Source organism: Methylobacterium sp. Leaf102 (genome assembly GCF_001422425.1).
Classification (GTDB): Bacteria; Pseudomonadota; Alphaproteobacteria; order Rhizobiales; family Beijerinckiaceae; genus Methylobacterium.
Map to the genome: position 1 here is coordinate 1 of NZ_LMMX01000033.1, position 1,826 is coordinate 1,826.

2 protein-coding genes are annotated in these 1,826 nt (G+C 71.5%); one reads left to right on the plus strand and one right to left on the minus strand.

Annotated features, from left to right (window positions below):
• On the minus strand, positions 1-399 hold a 399-nt coding region (locus ASF27_RS14475), incomplete at its 3' end, for a contractile injection system protein, VgrG/Pvc8 family (RefSeq protein ID WP_277996077.1).
• A gap of 128 nt (positions 400-527) precedes the next feature.
• Between ASF27_RS14475 and ASF27_RS22385 the strand changes: the two genes are divergently transcribed.
• Entirely contained in the window at positions 528-1,397 is an 870-nt protein-coding gene (locus tag ASF27_RS22385) for a hypothetical protein (RefSeq protein WP_210166280.1), read from the plus strand.
• Positions 1,398-1,826 lie beyond the last annotated feature (429 nt).

Below are 1,826 nucleotides of genomic sequence, written 5' to 3' on the forward strand. Positions count from 1 at the left end.
GTGCTCGGCGCACAGGGTCTCGAGCACCTGGAGCGTGGTCCGATCGCGAAAGATCCTGCAATCCGACCGCTGGCTCATCAGCCACAGGCGCGGGCGCAGTGTCAGCGCGTACTGACGCGCGCCGCGGGTGACGATCGGGCCCTCGTGCAGCTCGGTCACGAGCCCGTTCCAGACCCGGGGCGTGCCGTCCGCGAGGGTCAGGGACAGATCGGCGGCGGTGCCGACGATCTCGTCCGCCCGCACGCTCTCGCGCTGGGCCCGCACCGTGGCGCGCAGGGTGAACAGCGCCGACAGGCCCTCCTCGACCTCCAGCCGCTCCAGCAGCAGCGCGTCCTCGCCCAGCACCGTCGCGATCGACAGAAGACGACCCGCCTGCGTGTAGCGGACATGGGGCTCCATCGGCGGGTCTCCGAACCGTCACGCCGGGAACGCAACGCACCACTTCCGGTTGACCTATTGTGTAACTTTCTACCGCGACGTTCAAGTGATTACCGCCGCCGCTCAACCGTGCTCTCCTGGCCAGCCGCATGCGTCACGACACGCCCGACCCCCCATCCCCACCCGCTGGCCGGCCCCCGCCTGTGCCCCTCAAGCCACGCGGGCGGAGCCAGGCGCGTGGCCACGCTACGGCCGCGGCCATCGACCTGCCCGCCCTGCGCGCCGCCTACGAGGCGGGCGCCAGCACCGTCGACCTCGCCGTGGCCCACGGCCTCGCCCGGACGACCATTCGGGACTTGCTCGAACGGGCGGGATGCACGGTTCGCACGGTGGCCCAGGCCCATGCCGTGCGGGAGCGGGCGAGCTACGTCCGCGCCGCGCGGCCAACTCCTGCGTCCGGGCGCCGGATCGTCCTCGATGTCTTCGGAGCGCCCTGGCGGGTGACCCACACCAGCCCGACCGGGCACGGCTTTGCGGTCGTGCGCGGCATCCGCGTCCCCGGAGGGCGCGGCAGCCCGGCGGTGATCCTGACCCAGCCGCTGGCGGCGCATCTCGAGCGGCACCGCCTCGCGCCACGGCTGCTCGACCTGCCCCTCGGACAGAGCGTCATCGTGCGCCTGCGCCAGCGTCTCGCCCAGGATTTCGTGCGGGAGACCGCCGCCTGGTGGCAGGCCCGCCGGGACGACCTCGACCGCCTGCCGCCGGGGGCCTTCGCCGCCCGCCACGGCGTGCCGCGGAACACCGCGATGGTGATGCGCCGACGGCTGTGCGGCCCCCGGCCCGGGCGCCGGGCCTGGCTCGACGCCGCTGCACGAGCCCTGCTGCTCTCGGACCGACCCGCGGCCGAGGTGGCGACCCTGCTGGGGAAAAAGCGGGATCTCGTCTACCAACTCCGGAGCGCGCTGCGTCGGCAGGCGGCGGCCGGTCCTGGGGCGTCGCACGTCCCGGCGCCGGGGTGACGGATCCGAAGATCCGCGTCCTGAAGACCCACTCGGCGCCCTCTCGCCGGGCGTTGCGAGCCCTCTCCCGGGTAACGGAGCCGGTCGGGCAGGAATGCCGGATCTGCTCGGGACGGGGTCCGTGCTCCAGACGTCCGAAGCTGCCCCGGAAAGTGGTTCCGCTCGCAGACGGTCCCCGGCACCGACAAAGCCAGCACCCTTGCACAGCCAGAGTTGCGGGCAGAGCCAAGACGGGAAGCGCTCGCGGTCACATGCCGATAAAACGACGGTATTCCCGACATTGATCCCCGAGGGTAGTAATCCGCCCCCTCATGCGCTGAACCGTCCGTTTCCGACCCATCCTCGCCGTTCCAGCCATCTGCTTTCCCGCTCGTGAAGCGACATTCAGAACACCGCTGAGTATCGAGCAAACTTGCCTTTGAGCGTGCT

Bases quoted from the DNA above. Each gene is read 5' to 3' on its own strand.
- ASF27_RS22385 (WP_210166280.1), top strand. From the start codon at position 528: ATGCGTCACGACACGCCCGACCCCCCATCCCCACCCGCTGGCCGGCCC.